The 17,254-nt window shown below is 51.0% G+C and carries 20 protein-coding genes; 14 read left to right on the top strand and 6 right to left on the bottom strand.

Annotated features, from left to right (window positions below):
• Positions 1 to 17: 17 nt before the first annotated feature.
• The 4 genes from MHN33_RS23255 to MHN33_RS23240 form a co-directional block, all read right to left on the bottom strand.
• A complete protein-coding gene (locus MHN33_RS23255) occupies positions 18 to 1,109 on the bottom strand; it encodes an ABC transporter substrate-binding protein (RefSeq protein WP_239401790.1) in 1,092 nt (363 codons plus the stop codon).
• Positions 1,054 to 3,189, bottom strand: coding sequence for a GNAT family N-acetyltransferase (locus MHN33_RS23250; RefSeq protein ID WP_239401788.1), 2,136 nt, complete (start codon positions 3,187 to 3,189; stop codon positions 1,054 to 1,056). The genes MHN33_RS23255 and MHN33_RS23250 overlap by 56 nt, the downstream gene beginning before the upstream one ends.
• The gene (uvrD, locus tag MHN33_RS23245) at positions 3,137 to 5,302 is read right to left on the bottom strand and encodes a DNA helicase II (protein ID WP_125720290.1); all 2,166 of its coding nucleotides are present in this window, start codon (positions 5,300 to 5,302) and stop codon (positions 3,137 to 3,139) included. The genes MHN33_RS23250 and uvrD overlap by 53 nt, the downstream gene beginning before the upstream one ends.
• 147 nt (positions 5,303 to 5,449) lie before the next feature.
• Positions 5,450 to 6,394, bottom strand: a complete 945-nt coding sequence (locus MHN33_RS23240; RefSeq protein ID WP_239401786.1) for a chemotaxis protein CheV — start codon at positions 6,392 to 6,394, stop codon at positions 5,450 to 5,452.
• A gap of 200 nt (positions 6,395 to 6,594) precedes the next feature.
• Between MHN33_RS23240 and MHN33_RS23235 the strand changes: the two genes are divergently transcribed.
• Positions 6,595 to 7,656 (top strand): potassium channel family protein, encoded by a 1,062-nt coding sequence (locus MHN33_RS23235; RefSeq protein WP_239401785.1) that lies wholly within the window; start codon positions 6,595 to 6,597, stop codon positions 7,654 to 7,656.
• Positions 7,653 to 7,850 (top strand): hypothetical protein, encoded by a 198-nt coding sequence (locus tag MHN33_RS23230; RefSeq protein WP_239401784.1) that lies wholly within the window; start codon positions 7,653 to 7,655, stop codon positions 7,848 to 7,850. The genes MHN33_RS23235 and MHN33_RS23230 overlap by 4 nt, the downstream gene beginning before the upstream one ends.
• A gap of 17 nt (positions 7,851 to 7,867) precedes the next feature.
• Here MHN33_RS23230 and MHN33_RS23225 read toward each other — a convergent pair whose 3' ends face one another.
• The gene (locus MHN33_RS23225) at positions 7,868 to 8,332 is read right to left on the bottom strand and encodes an EVE domain-containing protein (protein WP_239401783.1); all 465 of its coding nucleotides are present in this window, start codon (positions 8,330 to 8,332) and stop codon (positions 7,868 to 7,870) included.
• Between the two features lie 171 nt (positions 8,333 to 8,503).
• Between MHN33_RS23225 and tesB the strand changes: the two genes are divergently transcribed.
• Positions 8,504 to 9,370: an acyl-CoA thioesterase II gene (gene tesB / locus MHN33_RS23220; RefSeq protein ID WP_239401782.1), complete on the top strand. Its 867-nt coding sequence runs from the start codon at positions 8,504 to 8,506 to the stop codon at positions 9,368 to 9,370.
• A gap of 24 nt (positions 9,371 to 9,394) precedes the next feature.
• Here tesB and plsB read toward each other — a convergent pair whose 3' ends face one another.
• On the bottom strand, positions 9,395 to 11,821 hold the full coding sequence (gene plsB / locus MHN33_RS23215) for a glycerol-3-phosphate 1-O-acyltransferase PlsB (RefSeq protein ID WP_239401780.1): 2,427 nt from the start codon (positions 11,819 to 11,821) through the stop codon (positions 9,395 to 9,397).
• Positions 11,822 to 12,207: 386 nt separating this feature from the next.
• Here plsB and rpsJ point away from each other — a divergent pair, with 386 nt between their 5' ends.
• Genes rpsJ through rpsQ form a run of 11 tightly spaced genes read left to right on the top strand, consistent with a single transcriptional unit; the run spans position 12,208 to position 17,173 of the window.
• Entirely contained in the window at positions 12,208 to 12,519 is a 312-nt protein-coding gene (rpsJ, locus tag MHN33_RS23210) for a 30S ribosomal protein S10 (protein ID WP_005495349.1), read from the top strand.
• A gap of 27 nt (positions 12,520 to 12,546) precedes the next feature.
• Complete coding sequence (gene rplC, locus MHN33_RS23205) at positions 12,547 to 13,182, top strand: 50S ribosomal protein L3 (RefSeq protein WP_239401778.1); 636 nt, start codon at positions 12,547 to 12,549, stop codon at positions 13,180 to 13,182.
• A gap of 17 nt (positions 13,183 to 13,199) precedes the next feature.
• A complete protein-coding gene (rplD, locus tag MHN33_RS23200; protein WP_010386164.1) occupies positions 13,200 to 13,802 on the top strand; it encodes a 50S ribosomal protein L4 in 603 nt (200 codons plus the stop codon).
• Positions 13,799 to 14,101 (top strand): 50S ribosomal protein L23, encoded by a 303-nt coding sequence (gene rplW / locus MHN33_RS23195; protein ID WP_049863779.1) that lies wholly within the window; start codon positions 13,799 to 13,801, stop codon positions 14,099 to 14,101. Before rplD ends, rplW begins: the two co-directional genes overlap by 4 nt.
• 17 nt (positions 14,102 to 14,118) lie before the next feature.
• The gene (gene rplB, locus MHN33_RS23190) at positions 14,119 to 14,943 is read left to right on the top strand and encodes a 50S ribosomal protein L2 (protein ID WP_239401776.1); all 825 of its coding nucleotides are present in this window, start codon (positions 14,119 to 14,121) and stop codon (positions 14,941 to 14,943) included.
• 16 nt (positions 14,944 to 14,959) lie between these two features.
• Positions 14,960 to 15,238 (top strand): 30S ribosomal protein S19, encoded by a 279-nt coding sequence (rpsS, locus tag MHN33_RS23185; RefSeq protein ID WP_010367084.1) that lies wholly within the window; start codon positions 14,960 to 14,962, stop codon positions 15,236 to 15,238.
• A gap of 12 nt (positions 15,239 to 15,250) precedes the next feature.
• Positions 15,251 to 15,583, top strand: a complete 333-nt coding sequence (gene rplV / locus MHN33_RS23180) for a 50S ribosomal protein L22 (RefSeq protein WP_010386167.1) — start codon at positions 15,251 to 15,253, stop codon at positions 15,581 to 15,583.
• A gap of 12 nt (positions 15,584 to 15,595) precedes the next feature.
• Positions 15,596 to 16,297, top strand: coding sequence for a 30S ribosomal protein S3 (gene rpsC, locus MHN33_RS23175; RefSeq protein ID WP_046004901.1), 702 nt, complete (start codon positions 15,596 to 15,598; stop codon positions 16,295 to 16,297).
• Between the two features lie 13 nt (positions 16,298 to 16,310).
• Positions 16,311 to 16,724: a 50S ribosomal protein L16 gene (gene rplP, locus MHN33_RS23170; RefSeq protein WP_046004902.1), complete on the top strand. Its 414-nt coding sequence runs from the start codon at positions 16,311 to 16,313 to the stop codon at positions 16,722 to 16,724.
• Positions 16,725 to 16,916: a 50S ribosomal protein L29 gene (gene rpmC, locus MHN33_RS23165; protein WP_010376372.1), complete on the top strand. Its 192-nt coding sequence runs from the start codon at positions 16,725 to 16,727 to the stop codon at positions 16,914 to 16,916. It begins immediately after the preceding gene.
• On the top strand, positions 16,916 to 17,173 hold the full coding sequence (gene rpsQ, locus MHN33_RS23160) for a 30S ribosomal protein S17 (RefSeq protein WP_049863782.1): 258 nt from the start codon (positions 16,916 to 16,918) through the stop codon (positions 17,171 to 17,173). The genes rpmC and rpsQ overlap by 1 nt, the downstream gene beginning before the upstream one ends.
• Positions 17,174 to 17,254 lie beyond the last annotated feature (81 nt).

Below are 17,254 nucleotides of genomic sequence, written 5' to 3'. Positions count from 1 at the left end.
TGCCCTAAGCATAGACATTATTGAAAATAAGATCGATACACACGGGGTTTATTCTCCGTGCCCGTGAGCCCAAAAATCGCTCTGATCGTCGGGTCTTTTTGTAGCACCTGTTGCATTGCGCCGCTCAGGCATGTGCGTTGAACAGGTTGTCGGCAGTAGTCGAGCGCCGAGACAAAAATGGCGGCGTTAAGAAAGCCTTCAAAGATCTGCGGGCTGACAGCCAGTGTGTGTTTGGCTGCCAGGGTGCGAAATAAATCACACAGCTGTGCCTGGCACTCGTTAGGATTGGGCACGACCTCGCTTATCATCAGCGTGGGTTGGCTGGTCAGCTTGGCAAATAGCGCACTGGACGAGGTGAAAGACACCCCGGTAAAGGTGCCTTTGAACCCCCGGTGCATGGCTTTGTCGATAAATACTGAGAGCGGCTGATATGTGCCGATCATTGCCACAGCCGTCACCTCACTACGCATGATCTCTTTGAGGGCTTTGTTGATATCGGCACTGTTGCGGCGAAACCGAGCCGTAACTTTGGGGGAGAGACCCCGCGCAGTCAGTGCCTGGCGAAAGCTTTTCTCCAGGGTCAGGCCAAACTCGTCGGCCTGGATTAACAGGGCAATGGCTTTATGCTTCTGCTCATCAACCAGATAACGGACCTGTTCACTGGCTTCATCGAGGTAACTGGCGCGCCAGTTAAACACCGGATAAGCAGTATTGTGGCGCAGAAAATCAGCCCCCGTAAAGGGCACTAAAAACGGCAGCTGGTGATGAGTCAGGATAGCCTGTATCGCGTGTGCGGTGGGCGTGCCCATGTTACCAAATAGGGCCATTACCTTGTGCTGCTCAATCAGATAACGGGTGTTGACGACGGTGCGGCTGGGTTCATAGCCATCATCCAGCACCATCAGTGACACCACCTGGTGGGACTTATCGGGCTGGGCGTTGGCATACTCAAAGTACAGCTGTGCCCCTTGTCTGAGCTGCTGACCAATGTCTTTGGCCGGACCGCTCAGGGCAACCGACATGCCGAGCCTGAGCTCGTCATCGGCGATGAGCTCAGGGCTGCCCAGCAGGGCTATGCAGCAACTCAGGGTTGAGATCAATTTCAGCATGTACTTCCGTCACTATTAACCGCAAAGCGGCTTGTCGTTGTTTTTTTGTAGCCAGGTTCAAAGTATCTTCTAATACTTTTGGTGGGTGACGTTGTAATAATAGCCGAATCATTGTGACTTGGGAACTGGCTGATAATCGGTCCAGCAGCGAGGGATGGCGGCGGATCAACTCATGGAGCAGGGCTGCTATCTGTTGCTCCCCCGCCGTGGCGCTGGCAAAGTAAGTCAGTTGTTGCAATAACAAGGAGTCGGGTGTGTTGTGCGGCAGGGTTTTACACAATTCAATGACCAAAGTGCAGGAAAAGTCGCGATACAACTCGCCGAGCTGATTAAACCACAGGTGTTTAAACCAGTGCTGCAGCGGCTCAAGTGCAATTATGTTAGTCACCGACTTGATCACCAAAACTGCAAATTCACCACTGGCTTTGTCCTGCTTAAATCCCAGTTTAACGGGCCGGTACTGATGGTTTTGCCAGAACCTGAGTAACTGTGCGTTACAGCCAAAACTGCTGCCGAAGTAGTCTACCTGGCCGCTGAGTTGTTGCTCGGCAAAGCATAACAGCTGACTGCCAATGCGCTGTCCCTGTTGCTGTGGAGACACCGCAATCCGCACAATCCGGGCACCAATGCGTTGAGCAAGCGCCGGGTTGCCGGTCAGTTGTGCAAGCTGCTGCGCCATTAAGTGCCCAGCCGGGCGGCGTGTTGTTGCGGCTATATCCTGGCTGAGTTGCGCATCAAAACCGCCTTCCAGCTTGAGCAGGCACACTGCCACCACACAACCTTGCTGACGAACAAGGTATAAGCGATTGTGCGGACTGTCGAGCAGCTGGCGCAGATCGTTCACCGAGGTTTGATAATGTGCCAGCACCAGCAGGGCAAAAACCTGAGACAGGGTCTCTTCATCCGTTGCCAGTTGTGCGCCTGTGAGCGAGTCGAATAGCAGTGGTGCCGACGGTGCTGGCGGTTTTTGATAGTCACAATCCAGGGCAAACAGCTGGCGTAACCGGGCTTCGAGCGGATCTTGCTCGCTGTAGCGGATCGGTTGACTGAGAGATAAATTGAGGCGCTGCGGATGGGTGTGCTCAAGCTGCCTGGCAAAGCGCAGCGTATAGCCCCGGCCATTGCCCTCATAGCCAATCAGGGTGCTGGAAAACACCACTTTAGGGTACGCATTCAGTAGCGACATCAGCATGGGTACGGGGATCGCTGCCGCCTCATCAACCAGTAACACATCACAGTCCGGGCGCTGTGCAAGTAGCTGATCGGGTGGCATAAAGCGCAGGTTCGCAAGCTGGTTGAGCTTATCGGTGACCGACTCATCCAGTGCCGCGCCAAGATGAACAAAACTGTTGTGCACCGCGCGGCGCTGCTGCGCGCACAAGATAAAGCTAACCTGTGGCAGGCCTGCGGCCAGTTTGCCCAGTAACGAAGACTTGCCCCGACCACGGTCGGCGCTGAGTAACACCGGTCCGGGTGCAGGCTGCGCTAAGTGTTGCGTCAGCTGGGTGAGCGCGTTTTGCTGCTCGCGGGTGTCGAGTGTCGCGTGCGGCGCGTTATACTGTTGTGGCAGTAAATCGCCCTGTGACTGGCTGATCTGCCACACTGAGTTGCTGCCTAGCAGGTGTTGCCAGCGCTGCAAGTAGGGGCTGGATTGCGCGGTTTCGTTATAAGACAGCCAACGTTCCAGTGCCGGATCGCACCAGCTATGCCATTGAGATAAGTCCGGAGCAAGTAAAATCAACAGGCCGCCAGCTTGCACTGTGCCTGCGGCGGCAGCCAGCTTATTTGGTAGCAACCCACTGTAGAGGTCGTAAACGACGCTGGAATACTCCTGGCCCAGCACCTGATGCAGATGTTCGGGCCAGCAGGCACCTGGCAGCTCTGTGTGCTGACTCAATACCAATGCTGAATCAGCCAGGGTGGGAAACAGGCGCTGCACTGCTTTGTAAGTCCAGTCCTGCTCGCCGCTGATCAGCAACAGCTGACGATGCCTGGCCTGCTTGAGCTGGGTAAGCAGGCGCGCCAGCTTAAAGTGCTTGCAGTCTGGCATAGGCAGTGACCAGCCACTTGCTGCCGACATCGTCAAAATTCACCTGAATACGTGACTGTGCGCCGCTGCCTTCGTAATTGAGTACCGTGCCGGCCCCAAATTTGGCATGTAATACGCGCTGGCCCAGGCTGAAGCCGCTGTCTTCAAACGCGGCATGGCTCACCGAGCCGCTGAAACGACCACTGGGGGCCGGGCGCGACACTTGCGTCTTAATACGAATTTCTTCCAGGCAATCTTCGGGGATCTCGCGTAAAAAGCGCGACGGGCTGTGGTATTTTTCCTGACCATAAAGGCGGCGGCTTTCCGCATGACTGATATAAAGCTTTTCCATGGCCCGGGTCATGCCCACGTAACACAGGCGGCGTTCTTCTTCGAGACGACCGGATTCTTCATGGCTTTGTTGTGACGGGAACATGCCTTCTTCTACGCCCACCATAAAGACCAGTGGGAACTCCAGACCTTTGGCCGAGTGCAGCGTCATCATCTGTACCGCATCTTCGTGCTCGTCGGCCTGACCTTCGCCAGACTCCAGCGAGGTATACGCCAAAAACCCTTGTAGTGGTGAGGTGAACTCTTCTTCTACCGGCAATTCAAACTGACCGCAGGCGTTGATCAATTCCTCAAGGTTTTCTACCCGGGCACGGCCTTTTTCGCCTTTTTCGGCCTGATACATGGCCAGCAGACCCGACAGTTCTATGGTGGTTTTGGCTTGCTCGGCCAGCTCCAGTTCCATCAGCTTGTCGTCGAGCTGTTCAACTAACTCAATGAAGCGGCGAATAGCGGTGGCGGCGCGTCCGGCCAGGTGGCCCTGTTCCAGCACCGCTTTGGCGGCATACCACAGGGGCAGCGACTCAGCGCGGGCACAGTCGCGGATATGGCTCAGAGTTTTGTCGCCAATGCCGCGGGCAGGAGTGTTGATCACCCGCTCAAAAGCCGCATCGTCGTTGCGATTGCTGATCAGACGCAGATAGGACAGGGCATCTTTGATCTCCTGACGCTCGAAAAAGCGCATGCCACCGTAAATGCGGTACTTCAGACCTTCCTGTAACAGCGCTTCTTCCAGCACCCGCGACTGGGCATTACTGCGATAAAGCACGGCGCAATCGCTCAGTGCGTTGCCGCCCTGCAGCCAGGATTTCACTTTGCTGACCATAAAGCGGGCTTCATCCAGCTCATTAAACGCGGCATAGACGGAGATAGGCTCGCCCTGATTGCCATCGGTCCAGAGGCTCTTACCCATGCGCTCAGCGTTGTTCTGGATCAGCGCATTGGAGGCTTTCAGTATGGTGCCGGTAGAGCGATAGTTCTGCTCCAGACGAATGGTTTGCGCGTCAAAGTCGGTCAAAAAGCGTTTGATGTTTTCAATACGCGCACCGCGCCAGCCATAAATACTCTGGTCGTCATCGCCTACGATCATAATGTTGCTGTCGCTGCCCGCCAGCAGCTTTAGCCACAAATACTGAATGCTGTTGGTATCCTGAAATTCGTCGACCAGCATATGGCGAAAGCGCTGCTGGTAATGACGCAGTAGTGTGGGGTTTTGTTGCAGTACTTCGTAGCAGCGTAGCAAAATTTCGGCAAAGTCGACCAGTCCGGCGCGATCACAGGCGTCCTGATAGGCGGTATACACCTGTAACATCAGCTGTTCGTTAACGTCATAGGCGGTGATGTCTTTGGGGCGCTGACCTTCGTCTTTGCGTGCACTGATATACCAGCTGAGCTGCTTGGGTGGCCACTTTTTATCATCGATGTTCATCGATTTCAGCAGACGTTTGATCATTCTAAGCTGATCGTCGGAATCCAAAATCTGAAACGACTCTGGCAGATTGGCCTCGCGATGATGGGCGCGTAAAATACGATGGGCCAGTCCATGGAAGGTGCCTATCCACATGCCACCGACCGGATTTTGTAAGGTTTCTTCGACCCGGGTACGCATCTCTTTGGCGGCTTTGTTGGTAAAGGTCACGGCAAAAATACTGTACGCCGAGGCATGCTCAACCTGCATCAGCCAGGCAATGCGGTGCACCAGCACCCGGGTTTTGCCCGAGCCTGCACCCGCCAATACCAGCATGTTTTGCAGCGGTGCAGCCACCGCTTCACGTTGTTTGTCGTTTAAGCCATCAAGTAATTCTGATACGTCCATCTTTGCGCCCGTCGTCTTTATTCAGCGCAAAGTATACCTAGGGCAGGGCACAAAGCCCAGTTTGGTGCGGGTATTTTGCACGTAGTTAAAATTAACCACATGAAAAATATAAAGTTTAAATTATTACTTACCTGTTTTTATATACAGTTACCGGTTGAGTACGTCTTTCAGCCGGCGCTGCATTTCTTCAACCAGGCGATCTGGCTGGAACTTTGACAAAAATACATCACAGCCGACTTTCTCGACCATGGCTTTGTTGAAGCTGCCACTGAGCGAGGTGTTGAGCACAATATAAAGGTTTTTCAGGCGACTGTCATTGCGGATCTCATAGGTTAAGCGATACCCATCCATGACCGGCATCTCCGCATCGGTGATCACCGCCATCAGCTCCTGCTCAACATTGATGCCTTCGTCGGCCCAGTGTTGCAACAGCTTTAAGGCCTCATGGCCATCGGTGGCGGGCAGTACTTCAATGCCCAGCTGTGCCAAAGTATCCGACACCTGACGACGGGCTGTAGGAGAGTCATCAACATGCAAAATTTTGCGGCCCTGAAACTCATTGATGATGTTTTTATCCAGGATATTTTCAGGGATCACCACATTGTACTCGATGATCTCGGCCAGCACTTTTTCGACGTCAATGATTTCAACCAGCAGCTCCTGATCGCCTCGTTTCAGCTTAGTCAGTGCGGTTAAATAGTGATTGCGACCGACAGAGCGCGGCGGCGGCATAATATCAGACCAGGTGGTGTTGACGATTTGGTCGACCTTGCCGACCAGAAAAGCCTGAATGGTGCGGTTGTATTCGGTGATCACCAGATTGCTGTCGCTGTCGTATTCACAATGCGGCATGCAAATGGCCTGACGTAAATCGATCACCGGAATGGATTCACCCCGAATGGTGGTAACACCGGCTATCTTAGGATGGGCATTGGGCATCTTATTCAGGTGAGGCAGCTTAACGACTTCTTTAACTTTAAACACGTTGAGCGCGAACAGGTGTCGGCTGTGCAGATGGAACAGCAATAGCTCAAGGCGGTTTTCACCCACCAATTGTGTGCGTTGATCAACGGATGCTAATACTCCAGCCATAAAGCTACCCTAAGATACGTACCTTCTCTCAGTATATACTTATTAGATAATAAATTAACACTCTCTGTGCATACAAATTGCCCCCGACCAGATACAACAGGATGAAGCTGACAAGTTAGTGTTGTGCAGCGGGGTATCTCAGTTGCATAATCCTGATTATTCAGTATGGTAAATCAGAGACTTGCATTAAAGGAAGGACGATGCCTTTGTTATTTAAGCGTTTGCTGCTGGTATTGCAAACGCACATTGATCAGGCCAGCTGGCCCTTGATTGGACTGGCGACACTGCTGCATATGGGCGCGACCTGGGCGCTGCTGTGGCTGGCACAGGAGCATGCCTTACTGCCTGTCAGTACCTATATCTATTATTACGTGGTGACCACATCAACCGTGGGATATGGTGATTTTAGTGCCACGACGGAGCTGGGGCGTTGGGTGGTGGCTGTATTTCAAATCCCCCTGGGGCTGGCACTGTTTGGTATTTTGCTGGGTAAAGTGGGACAACTAATTACAATTTGGGTTAAAAGAGCAATGAAGGGCGATAAAGACTATTCACATCTGAGCGATCACATCATTATCTTCGGCTGGCATTCAACGCGTACAGAGCGCATGATCGAATATATTCTGGCTGACAACAAGCGTATCGCAAGGCGCATCGTGCTGGCGGTGTGTGATGAAATGGAGCATCCGCTGCTGCGTTTTACAGAGGTAGATTTTGTCCGCCTGGTGAGTTTTACCGATGATCAGCAGCTGGCGCGCACCGGACTGGCCCATGCGGATAAAATCATTGTTGATGGTCAGGATGATGATCAAACCTTTACTACGGCGTTAAAGCTCAGCCCCATGGTGAAAGACGCAGCGCACATCAGTGCCCATTTTAACGATGAAACTAAAGCGCAGTTGTTGCGTCAGCATTGTCGTAATGTGGAGTGCTCGACGGCTATGTCTGCCGAGATCCTGGTGCGCTCGATGCAAGACCCCGGTTCAAGTCGTATCCAGGAAGAGCTGTTATCGACTCTGCATGGCGATACCCAGTTTAGCTTGCTGTTGCCATTGTCGCTGGGCAATCTGACATTCGGTCAGCTATTTTTATATTTTAAAGAGCATCATAATGCGACTTTGCTGGGGGTGGCGCATGACCTTAGCGGTCGAGATATGGATTTAAACCCACCGCTGGATTACGCACTGCAAGGGGGTGATGTACTGCATTACATTGCGCCGCAGCGGGTGCTTCATACTGAGGTAAACTGGGAGCGAGTATGACAGATGAACTGCTGCTATTGATGGGAGCGTTATGCCTGTATTTATTGCCGATAGGGTTAGTCGCAGGCAGCAAGCGTACCCGCGGCCATGAGAAAAACGGCTGGCTGATTGGCACCTTGCTGTTTTCCTGGCTGGCATTGATTTTGTACTTTTCTATGATCCCGAAGGGGGGCAAGCAGAAAAAGCATCGCTGACAGATGGTTCGGCGCTGTTACTCAGTGCCGCCAAGCTGACAAATGTGTGCCCACTCCGCCTCGGTGACAGGCATGACGGAAAGCCTGCCGGCTTTTTTCAGCGCCAGCTCGGTGATGGCAGCATCCGCTTTGATTGCTTTAAGTGTCACCGGGCGTGCCAGATGTTGCTGATAGTGCACTGTTACCCCGACCCAGCGCGGGTTGTCCCGGCTGGACTTGGCATCATAATAATCACTGCTGAGGTCAAACTGATGGGGATCGACCTCGGCGCCCTTAGTGACTGTGGCGATACCCACAACAGCCGGGACTTTACAGCTTGAGTGATAAATAAAAACCTGATCGCCTACCTGTACACCGTCGCGCAGAAAGTTGCGTGCCTGATAATTGCGGATCCCCTCCCAGAATGTGCTTTGCTCCGGTGCCTGATGCAGATCGTCTATCGAAAATGCGTCGGGTTCGGTTTTAAATAACCAGTATGCCATGTCTATTACCTTGTCTGGAAAGCCGGTAAGCAGTGTATCGTACTCTTGCCATGTGGGCTATGTGTTGGTCCGTCACTTGGCTTAACCACCTGATTTACCATGCGATGCCTCTTGTTACTTGCATAATAGTGTATAATGATGGGATCAGCTAAGCAGTGAAAGAGGTGTGCAATGAGTCAGGCATTACAGGGGTTGCTGGATCTACTTCAGCTCGAAGAAATCGAACAAGGGATTTACCGGGGCCAGAGCCAGGATCTGGGCTTTCCGCAGGTGTTTGGTGGCCAGGTGATGGGGCAGGCCTTGTCGGCTGCAAAATACACATTACCGGCAGGGCGCTACGTGCACTCGTTGCACTCGTATTTTTTGCGTCCGGGTGATGCCAGCAAGCCGATTGTGTACGATGTTGAAAATATCCGCGACGGACGCAGTTTCAGCACCCGCAGGGTCAGCGCCATTCAGTACGGCAAACCCATTTTCTATATGACTGCTTCTTTCCAGGGCGATGAGCCTGGCTTGTCACATCAGTCTGAGATGCCCGACGTGCCCGGTCCAGAAGCGTTGCGTTCATCGCTGGAGTTTTATCAGGACAAAGCGGATTTAATCCCCGAGCCACTGCGCGCTAAGTTTACTCAGCCTATGCCGATTGAGATGCGTCCGGTGGAGTTTCACAATCCGTTTCAGCCTGAGGTGATGGAATCGACCCGACATGTCTGGTTTAAGGCCAATGGTGCCATGCCCGACGATCGCCGTATTCATAACTACCTGCTGGCATACGCATCGGATTTTGAATTTTTGCCGACCGCGTTACAACCTCATGGGGTGTCCTTTATGCAGCGAAATATGCAGGTGGCGACGATAGATCATGCGATGTGGTTCCACCGGCCATTCCGTATGGATGAATGGCTGCTCTATAGTGTAGACAGCCCCAGTGCCAGCAATGGTCGAGGCCTGGTTAGAGGACAGTTCTTTAACCGCCAGGGTGAACTGGTGGCGTCGACCATTCAGGAAGGAGTCATGCGCCAGCGCGAAGCGCGCTGATGCATGAGGTTAAAGGCTGCCCCTTTATAAAGTATCTCGGATAGACTGCCAGATCCGTGCTGGCAGCAGATCATTGAGGTGATCAGACAGCGTCGCCAGAGTCGGTGTGGCGTTAATGCTTTGCTTATCGGAAATACAGATAAACCCTTGCTCCTGCAACACACTGATCAGGTTGCTTTGCACTTTCTTATCAAAAAACTCTGGGCTCTTAATGCCGTGTAAGGTGCCCAGTCGTTTTGCCAGCACTTCACTTTCGCTTTCCAGTGTGGCACGTGCAATTCCCTGTTCGCGCAACAGCAGGCTGACGGTGATGGCGTAGCGCTCCAGCGTCAGGTGGATCACTTTACCCAGCATTTCAAGCTGTGCCAGAGCCTTGTTGTCTTTGACGACCGTGGCAAGGTGGCCATCAAAGTCAATCAGGCCTTCCTGGGCAAAACTGTTCAGCACCGCTTCAATATAGCCATCGCGCAGGTCGTGCATAAACCACTCTTTGGCAAAAAGCGGGTAAAGGCTGCTGAGGCGTTCCCGACACTCAGTCACGGTCACGCTGTAACGGTTAAACAGCATTTGCGCAATCACACTGGGCACGGCAAACAGGTGCAGTATATTGTTGCGGTAATAGTTAAACAGAGTGCGCTCTTTTTCCCTGATGGTGATGATCTCACCCAGCTCGTCTTCCAGTACGTCGAATTTATCCAGTTTCAGCGCATGCTTTAGCAGAGCTTCGGCATCTTCATCCGGTGCCGTGACATTGATGTCATAGGGCGCCTGGTTTTGCAAAGTGAGATAGAAGCGCAGCTGGGTGAGCAGCTTCTGTTTGCTCAGCGCAAACTGCTCATTACACAACAGCACCATGGCCAGCAGGTTAATGGAATTCAGCGCCGCGCTGGCGTTAATGTTCGTCATGATCTGATCAGCGACCTGTGCCACCTGACCATTCAGCCATTGTGGTTTAGCCCCTTCATCCTGGCCAATGGCGTCGCGCCAGTCGGACTGATGTTCATTCAGGTACTGATTAAGGTGGATGGGCTCACCAAAGTTCAGATAGCCACGGCCATAGTTTTTGAGGTTCTTTATGGCTTTAAACACCCCTGCGACGGATTCATTCTTTTTACTGCTGCCCGCCAACTCTTTCAGATAGGTATTGATCTCCATCACATGCTCATAACCGATGTAAACCGGGACGATGGAGATAGGTCTGTCGATGCCGCGCAGCATCGACTGCATGGTCATCGCCAGCATGCCGGTTTTGGGCGGCAACAAGCGACCGGTGCGGCTGCGGCCCCCTTCGGTGTAGAACTTGACGGAATAGCCCTTGATAAACAGCTGGGCCAGATACTCTTTGAAGATGGCTGAGTAGAGCTTATTTCCGGCGAAAGAACGGCGAATAAAAAACGCGCCACAGCGGCGGAAAATCCCGCCGGCCGGGAAAAAGTTGAGATTGACCCCGGCGGCTATGTGTGGCGGCACCAGACCCTGATGGTAAATCACATAGGTCAGCAACAGGTAATCCATGTGGCTGCGGTGGCAGGGCACATAAATGATCTCGTGGCCTTTGTCGGCCAATTCATGCACGCGTTCGGCATTTTTGACTTCGATACCGTTGTAGAGTTTGTTCCACAGCCAGGTTAGTACGCGATCGCTCACACGGACCATGGCTTCGGAATAGTTGGCAGCGACCTCTTCGAGTAACTCCAGCGCCTTTAAGCGTGACTCGTCATGGCTCAGCCCCTTGGACTTGGCTTCATCGGCGATGGCCCGTTTCACAGTGGGGGCGGCCAGCAGGGAGTTAAATAAGGCTTCGCGGGAAGGCAGTTTGGGGCCCGTCGCGGCCAGTTTCTGGCGATGAAAGTGTACCCGAGCTACGCGCAGCAACTTATGGGGCAGCTCGTCGACATCTGCTTTGTCCGTCATCAGCTGATCGAGTGCGATAGGCGCGGAAAAGCGTACCAGGTTGTCGCGACCAGAAAACAGCACCACCATGGCCTTGCGCAACCAGCTGGGGGTCAGTGAATGACTGAACAGGGTGCCTAAGCCTGGCTTCTCTTTACCAGGATTACGGCCCCACAGGACAGTCACCGGGATCACCTGTGCTTTGATGTCCGGGTGCGCGCGCAGGGCAGAGAAAATGGCTTTACCCTGATCTATCGCCGTGCTGGGGCCTGGTGTCTTGCTCAGCAGGGGCGTTGGGTTTTTAATGCCGATAAAACGCGGTAATGCTTTACTACCCAGCAGCTGATCCTGCATCGGGCTGGGTAGTCCCAGCTTCTTACACATGGCATTCAGCGCAGCCAGATCGGCCCGTGAATTGAGTCGGGCAACATAAAAGGTGGGTAAGCTTGGGTCCAGGTCAAACTGTGTCACGGGATCAGCCGGCAACAGTTTGCTCCTGACCAGTAAGCAGTTGGTCCATTGGGCCACTCGGTTAAGCCCCTGAGAAAGTATGCGCATAGCGGTACCAGATTCGTATTAGTGCTGTATAGAATATCAGGCTTTAACTGGACTGACCATTTGTGTCAGTACAATGATAAGCCCGGAGTGTGCAAACCCAGCGCAAAGTATAGACGCCCGGAGTGACTCACAATGCAGGGGAGCCACAGGACAAATAATTTTGCAATAATTGTTGCATTTATCACCAGTCTCATTATAATGCTCGAACTTTCTGTGATTCGTCACACGAAAGTCATACATAGGCCTGGATTTCAGGCACGTAAACAGGAACTCCGATTTGGAGTTCAATGGTAGAAATAGAAGAACAACCGACCTCTTAGAAATTGAGATGGCCTCGGTGGTTTTTTTATGCTCTTTTTAAATGCTCTTTTAATTGAGGTTTAAGAATGTCAAATCAACGCATTCGTATTCGCCTAAAAGCTTTTGACCACCGTTTGATTGACCAATCAACGGCGGAAATCGTGGAAACTGCGAAACGCACTGGCGCTCAGGTACGTGGTCCAATCCCACTTCCTACTCGCTTCGAACGTTTCACTGTATTGATCTCTCCGCACGTAAACAAAGACGCGCGTGATCAGTATGAAATCCGCACCCACAAACGTCTGATCGACATCGTAGAACCAACTGACAAGACTGTAGACGCTCTAATGCGCCTAGACCTTGCTGCTGGTGTTGATGTTCAAATCAGCCTGGGTTAATCGAAAGATTAGAGAGGTTTTAGGAAAATGGCATTAGGTCTAGTCGGTCGTAAAGTGGGTATGACACGCATCTTCACTGAAGATGGTGTATCTATCCCTGTGACAGTTATCGAAGCGACGCCTAACCGTGTTACTCAGATCAAATCTGACGCAACAGACGGTTACAACGCGCTTCAAGTTACTGCAGGCGAGAAAAAAGCAAGCCGCGTAAACAAACCAGAAGCGGGTCACTTCGCTAAAGCTGGTGTTGAAGCGGGTCGCGGCCTGTGGGAATTCCGTCTTAACGGCGGTGAAGGTGAGTTTGAAGTAGGTGCTGAGCTTACTGTTGAGCTATTCAACGAAGTAAACAAAGTAGACGTTACTGGTACTTCAAAAGGTAAAGGTTTCCAAGGTGGTGTTAAGCGCTGGAATTTCGCTACGCAAGACGCTACTCACGGTAACTCTCTATCTCACCGTGCTCCTGGTTCAATCGGTCAAAACCAATCACCTGGTAAGGTGTTTAAAGGTAAGAAAATGGCTGGTCAAATGGGTAATGTGCAAACAACTACTCAGAACCTAGAGCTAGTACGTGTTGACGCTGAGCGTAATCTGCTTTTAGTTAAAGGTGCAGTACCTGGCGCTATCGGCGGCGACGTTATCGTTAAACCAGCTGTTAAAGCTTAAGTCCTGGAGATTTAGTGATGGAATTAGCAATTAAAGGCGCTGGTGCGCTTGAAGTTTCCGAAGCTACTTTTGGACGTGAGTTTAACGAAGCATTAGTACACCAAGTAGTTGTTGCTTTCGCAGCAGGTGCTCGTCAGGGTACTAAAGCTCAGAAGACACGTTCTGAAGTTGCTGGTGGTGGTAAAAAACCATTCCGCCAAAAAGGTACTGGCCGTGCACGTGCTGGTACAATCCGCAGCCCAATCTGGCGCAGCGGTGGTGTGAGCTTTGCAGCTAAGCCGCAAGATCACAGCCAAAAAGTTAACCGTAAGATGTATCGCGGTGCGATCAAGAGCATTCTTTCTGAGCTTGTTCGTCAAGATCGTCTAGTAGTTGTTGAAGAATTTGGTTTAGAAGCACCAAAGACTAAAGAACTAGTAGCTAAGCTGAAAGAGCTTGAGCTTAAAGACGTATTAATCGTGACTGAAGAAGTAGATGAGAATCTATTCCTTTCTGCACGTAACCTGTACAAGGTTGACACGCGTGATGTAGCTGGCATCGACCCAGTAAGCCTAATCGCTTTCGATAAGGTACTGATTACTGCTGCTGCTGTTAAGCAACTTGAGGAGGCGCTAGCATGATCCGTGAAGAACGTCTTTTAAAAGTAATCCTTGCTCCACACATCTCTGAGAAAAGCACCATCTCTGCTGAAGAGAACAACACGATTGTTTTCAAAGTAGTAAAAGATGCAAACAAAGCAGAAATCAAAGCTGCTGTTGAGAAGCTTTTCGAAGTAGAAGTAACTGGTGTTCGCACGCTAAATGTTAAGGGTAAAACTAAGCGTACAGGCATGCGTTTCGGCCGTCGTTCAGACTGGAAGAAAGCCTACGTTACTCTTAAAGAAGGCAGTGAGCTAGACTTTGTCGGCGGCGCCGAGTAATAAGGGGAGTTAGAATTATGGCACTTCAAAAGTGTAAACCAACTTCTGCGGGTCGTCGTCACGTCGTTAAAGTGGTTAACCCTGATCTGCACAAGGGTAAGCCTTACGCTCCGCTATTAGAGAAAAACTCTAAATCAGGTGGTCGTAACAACAACGGTCGTATCACGGTTCGTCACATCGGTGGTGGTCACAAGCAACACTACCGTGTAATCGACTTTAAACGCACCAAAGATGGCATTCCAGCTAAAGTTGAGCGTCTAGAGTACGATCCTAACCGTAGCGCAAACATCGCTCTTGTATTATATGCAGACGGTGAGCGTCGTTACATCATCGCACCTAAAGGTGTTCAGGCAGGTGATGCAATCCAGTCTGGTGTTGATGCACCAATCAAAGCTGGTAATGCACTGCCTATGCGTAACATCCCAGTAGGTACTACAGTACACAATGTTGAGCTTAAGCCTGGTAAAGGCGCTCAGATTGCACGTTCTGCTGGTGCTTATGTACAGATCCTAGCGCGTGAAGGCCAGTACGTGACTCTACGTCTACGTTCAGGCGAAATGCGTAAAGTTGAAGCGGATTGTCGCGCAACTATCGGTGAAGTAGGTAACGCTGAACACATGCTACGTTCACTAGGTAAAGCTGGTGCAACTCGCTGGCGTGGTGTTCGTCCTACAGTTCGTGGTGTTGCCATGAACCCGGTAGACCACCCACACGGTGGTGGTGAAGGTCGTACATCTGGTGGTCGTCACCCTGTGTCTCCATGGGGTAAGCCTACCAAAGGTGCTAAGACACGTAAGAACAAGCGTACTGATAAATTTATCGTACGTCGTCGTACTAAGTAATAGTTGAGGAATTGCCATGCCACGTTCTCTCAAGAAGGGTCCATTCATTGACCTACACTTGCTGAAGAAGGTAGAGAAGGCGTTGGAAAGCGGTGACAAGAAGCCTATCAAGACTTGGAGCCGTCGTTCAATGATCATCCCTAACATGATCGGATTGACCATCGCTGTCCATAATGGTCGTCAGCACGTACCTGTATTCGTTACAGACGAAATGATCGGTCACAAACTAGGTGAATTTGCACCTACACGTACTTACCGCGGTCACGCTGCGGATAAGAAAGCTAAAAAGCGTTAATCGGAGGGTATGATGGAAGCATTAGCTAAACACAAATTCGCCTCTGGTTCGGCGCAAAAAGCACGTCTAGTTGCAGATCAGATCCGCGGACTTCCGGTTGATCGCGCGCTAGAAATCCTAGCGTACAGCCCAAAGAAAGCGGCTGTATTAGTTAAGAAAGTACTTGAGTCTGCTATCGCTAACGCGGAGCACAACGAAGGTGCTGACATTGATGAGCTTAAAGTGGCTAAAGTATTTGTAGACGAAGGTCCTACAATGAAGCGTATTATGCCACGTGCTAAAGGACGCGCAGACCGCATCCTTAAGCGTTCAAGCCACATCACTGTTGTGGTTTCAGATAGCTAGGAGATATAAGTAATGGGACAAAAAGTTCATCCTACTGGTATTCGCCTAGGTATCTCAAAGCCTTGGGTATCTACTTGGTACGCGAATACAAAAGATTTCTCTGAACAGCTTTTTGGTGATCACAAAGTGCGTCAATACCTTACTAAGGAATTGAAAAACGCTTCTGTGTCTAAAATCGTTATTGAGCGTCCAGCTAAATCTATCCGTGTAACAATTCACACAGCTCGTCCTGGTGTTGTTATCGGTAAAAAAGGTGAAGATGTTGAAAAGCTTCGCCACGCTGTAACTAAGCTTGCTGGTGTACCTGCACAAATCAACATCGCAGAAGTACGTAAGCCAGAGCTTGATGCACAACTAGTTGCTGACGGTATCTCTTCACAGCTAGAGCGTCGTGTAATGTTCCGTCGTGCTATGAAGCGCGCGGTACAGAACGCAATGCGTCTGGGTGCAAAGGGTATCAAAGTTGAAGTTAGCGGCCGTCTAGGCGGTGCTGAAATCGCACGTTCTGAGTGGTACCGTGAAGGTCGTGTACCTCTACACACTCTACGTGCTGACATCGACTACGCAACTTCTGAAGCTTTGACCACTTACGGTATCATCGGTGTTAAAGTTTGGATCTTCAAAGGTGAAGTTATCGGTGGTCTTCCACTGAAACAAGAAGCTGAGAAGCCAGCCAAGCGCGCTCCGAAGAAAGCTAAAAAAAGTGCTAAGTAAGAGGTAGCGACTAATGTTACAGCCAAAACGTACAAAATTCCGTAAAGTGCACAAAGGCCGCAACCGTGGTCTTGCAAATAGCGGTAATAAAGTTAGCTTCGGTTCTTTCGGCTTGAAAGCGACTGGCCGTGGCCGTATGACTGCTCGTCAAATCGAAGCAGCTCGTCGAGCTATGACACGTCACGTCAAGCGTCAGGGTAAAATCTGGATCCGTGTATTCCCAGACAAGCCAATTACAGAAAAGCCGCTTGAAGTTCGTATGGGTAAAGGTAAAGGTTCTGTTGAATACTGGGTTGCTGAAATTCAGCCTGGTAAAGTACTTTACGAGATGGAAGGTGTTTCAGAAGAGCTTGCTCGCGAAGCATTCAACCTAGCTGCTCGTAAATTACCTTTCAAAACCACTTTTGTAACTCGGACGGTAATGTAAATGAAAGCTAGCGAACTTAAAGACAAAAGCGTAGAAGAGCTAAATGCTGAACTTCTAGAGCTTCTGCGTGAGCAGTTCAACCTGCGCATGCAAGCGAGCACTGGTCAGCTGGCTCAGACTCACGAGCTGAAAAAAGTACGTCGCAATATTGCGCGTGTTAAAACGGTTATCAACCAGAAGGCAGGTGCATAATGAGCGATAAGATCCGTACTCTTCAAGGTCGTGTAGTTAGCGACAAAATGGACAAGTCAATCGTTGTTGCTATCGAGCGTCAGGTTAAGCACCCGATCTACGGTAAATTCATCAAGCGTACAACTAAGTTGCACGCACATGATGAAAGCAACACTGCGCAAGCAGGTGATACTGTGACTATCCGTGAATGTGCGCCGATCTCTAAGAAAAAATCTTGGACTTTGGTAGACGTTCTGGTTCGTCCTAAGAAAGCTTAATTTTAGTTTTTAACTAAATTAAACTTTTGAAAAGCCCCGGCCTTTTGGTCGGGGCTTTTGCGTCTGGGACGTGCAGGTTTT

The sequence above is a fragment of the Pseudoalteromonas sp. OOF1S-7 genome (assembly GCF_022347765.1).
Taxonomy (GTDB): Bacteria; Pseudomonadota; Gammaproteobacteria; order Enterobacterales; family Alteromonadaceae; genus Pseudoalteromonas.
Note: the sequence above shows the minus strand (reverse complement) of the source record. Positions and strands in the feature narration are given on the sequence as shown.

Coding starts and splice junctions, on each gene's coding strand:
- MHN33_RS23255 (WP_239401790.1), bottom strand. CDS start 1,109: ATGCTGAAATTGATCTCAACCCTGAGTTGCTGCATAGCCCTGCTGGGC.
- MHN33_RS23250 (WP_239401788.1), bottom strand. CDS start 3,189: ATGTCGGCAGCAAGTGGCTGGTCACTGCCTATGCCAGACTGCAAGCAC.
- uvrD (WP_125720290.1), bottom strand. CDS start 5,302: ATGGACGTATCAGAATTACTTGATGGCTTAAACGACAAACAACGTGAA.
- MHN33_RS23240 (WP_239401786.1), bottom strand. CDS start 6,394: ATGGCTGGAGTATTAGCATCCGTTGATCAACGCACACAATTGGTGGGT.
- MHN33_RS23235 (WP_239401785.1), top strand. CDS start 6,595: ATGCCTTTGTTATTTAAGCGTTTGCTGCTGGTATTGCAAACGCACATT.
- MHN33_RS23230 (WP_239401784.1), top strand. CDS start 7,653: ATGACAGATGAACTGCTGCTATTGATGGGAGCGTTATGCCTGTATTTA.
- MHN33_RS23225 (WP_239401783.1), bottom strand. CDS start 8,332: ATGGCATACTGGTTATTTAAAACCGAACCCGACGCATTTTCGATAGAC.
- tesB (WP_239401782.1), top strand. CDS start 8,504: ATGAGTCAGGCATTACAGGGGTTGCTGGATCTACTTCAGCTCGAAGAA.
- plsB (WP_239401780.1), bottom strand. CDS start 11,821: ATGCGCATACTTTCTCAGGGGCTTAACCGAGTGGCCCAATGGACCAAC.
- rpsJ (WP_005495349.1), top strand. CDS start 12,208: ATGTCAAATCAACGCATTCGTATTCGCCTAAAAGCTTTTGACCACCGT.
- rplC (WP_239401778.1), top strand. CDS start 12,547: ATGGCATTAGGTCTAGTCGGTCGTAAAGTGGGTATGACACGCATCTTC.
- rplD (WP_010386164.1), top strand. CDS start 13,200: ATGGAATTAGCAATTAAAGGCGCTGGTGCGCTTGAAGTTTCCGAAGCT.
- rplW (WP_049863779.1), top strand. CDS start 13,799: ATGATCCGTGAAGAACGTCTTTTAAAAGTAATCCTTGCTCCACACATC.
- rplB (WP_239401776.1), top strand. CDS start 14,119: ATGGCACTTCAAAAGTGTAAACCAACTTCTGCGGGTCGTCGTCACGTC.
- rpsS (WP_010367084.1), top strand. CDS start 14,960: ATGCCACGTTCTCTCAAGAAGGGTCCATTCATTGACCTACACTTGCTG.
- rplV (WP_010386167.1), top strand. CDS start 15,251: ATGGAAGCATTAGCTAAACACAAATTCGCCTCTGGTTCGGCGCAAAAA.
- rpsC (WP_046004901.1), top strand. CDS start 15,596: ATGGGACAAAAAGTTCATCCTACTGGTATTCGCCTAGGTATCTCAAAG.
- rplP (WP_046004902.1), top strand. CDS start 16,311: ATGTTACAGCCAAAACGTACAAAATTCCGTAAAGTGCACAAAGGCCGC.
- rpmC (WP_010376372.1), top strand. CDS start 16,725: ATGAAAGCTAGCGAACTTAAAGACAAAAGCGTAGAAGAGCTAAATGCT.
- rpsQ (WP_049863782.1), top strand. CDS start 16,916: ATGAGCGATAAGATCCGTACTCTTCAAGGTCGTGTAGTTAGCGACAAA.